General features: G+C 53.2%; 3 protein-coding genes. 1 reads left to right on the top strand and 2 read right to left on the bottom strand.

Translation table 11 applies throughout. The features are described from left to right. The coding region (locus B9Z45_RS16595; protein ID WP_146180858.1) for a transposase at positions 1 to 247 on the bottom strand (247 nt) is incomplete at its 3' end. A 128-nt stretch (positions 248 to 375) separates the two neighbouring features. Between B9Z45_RS16595 and B9Z45_RS16590 the strand changes: the two genes are divergently transcribed. Further along, positions 376 to 1,152: a HEPN domain-containing protein gene (locus B9Z45_RS16590; RefSeq protein ID WP_146180960.1), complete on the top strand. Its 777-nt coding sequence runs from the start codon at positions 376 to 378 to the stop codon at positions 1,150 to 1,152. Between the two features lie 96 nt (positions 1,153 to 1,248). On the opposite strand, the gene B9Z45_RS16585 is transcribed toward B9Z45_RS16590, so the two are convergent. Then, on the bottom strand, positions 1,249 to 1,398 hold a 150-nt coding region (locus tag B9Z45_RS16585; protein ID WP_233252249.1), incomplete at its 5' end, for an ATP-binding protein.

The following is a 1,398-nucleotide window of genomic DNA, read 5'->3' as shown; positions in this document are numbered from 1 at the left end:
CCTCGCAAGCCTCGTCGGCCAAGTTGAACCAGTGCTGCACAAAGTACATGCGCAACATACGCTCAAGTCCCACCGGCGGGCGACCATTGCCCGGCTTGGGGTAATGCGGCTCGATCACTTCGCATAGCGCATGCCACGGAACGATCTCATTCATTGTGGAGAGGAACACGTCGCGCCTGGTTGCGCGACGGTATTGTTCGAATCCGGCTCCTGCATCGGCCGCTAGGGCAAGGGTCTGTTGTTTCATCGACCTATAACGAAACAGCACCCAATGCGGTGGACTTATTCAGCGTAGCCTTAACCTCTCTTGAGATCAGGGAATCGCCATATGAACTGGGACACGGCATTACCTTGTCCAGCTCCTATGTGCACGTCATGTCGAATACTATGCTTGCGGTCAAGCGACCTGAACAGACAGGGCTGCACCATCCTGGGCCTTGGCTTGCAACGGGTGATGGATTTGGGTTTGATTCGAATGTCGTACTCCACATTCCGGACACCTACAAACGAAAAGGTATGAAATCTATAGAGGTGGCGATGCAAATTGCAGCGTTGTTGCGTCTTTGGGTTGATCCACGCATCCGCCTTACCCTGATATCCACCGGTCATCCGTGCGAAATCACCACTCCTGATAGTGGTCCACGTGTACATGTCGCGAACGCTATGGAAATTCAGCCTTGGTACTTCCAACTATGCCCAGCAACAGAGCGTGACACTACGGAGGACCTCTTATGGATAAGAGAGCATTGGGAAAATGCGTTAGAACTCACCCAGCGTAGTGCGGCATTCAGCCTCGGTCTTGAGGCTATCGCTAATGCGCAGCTCATTCACAGTCCCGCGCTTGGTATCGTGTCTGTATGGGCAGCGCTTGAGTCTCTTTTTACTGGCTCAACTACCGAACTACGCTTTCGGGTTTCGGCCATGATTGCCTCCTACCTTAAGCCGCTAGGTCCTGACAGAGTTGCTGAGCAGAAGAGAGTTCTAAAACTTTACGACGCACGCTCTGCAGCAGCTCATGGGGCGCCAAAACATACTCGCGATGATCTTTTAGCATCGTTGGAACTGTTGAGAAAGGTTTTGATCAGGATGATCCACCAGAACAAGGTGCCAACCAAAGAGGACCTCGAATCACTGCTATTCGGTGCGGCGTAATCTTGAAAGACTGAATCAACTTTCAAGCGCCCTGATGGCCAGTCCAAATTCCCCCACCCGTGGCCACCCCAAATTCCCCCAGGCAGCGCAGCCAGATTATGACGTTTCCAGATTGACGACCAAGCGTGCCGCCGCCTCCTTGAGCCTGTAGCTCTTGCCCTCAAACTCCAGCATCACGCAGCGGTGCATCAACCTGTCAAGAATCGTGCTGGCCATGGTCATATCCCCCAGATATTTGCCCCAGTC

This window comes from Limnohabitans sp. 2KL-17, assembly GCF_003063415.1.
Taxonomy (GTDB): Bacteria; Pseudomonadota; Gammaproteobacteria; order Burkholderiales; family Burkholderiaceae_C; genus Limnohabitans_A.
This window is presented reverse-complemented; position numbering and strand designations above follow the sequence as displayed.

What these genes read in the sequence shown, in the direction of transcription:
- B9Z45_RS16590 (WP_146180960.1), top strand. Translation starts at nt 376, where the DNA reads ATGTCGAATACTATGCTTGCGGTCAAGCGACCTGAACAGACAGGGCTG.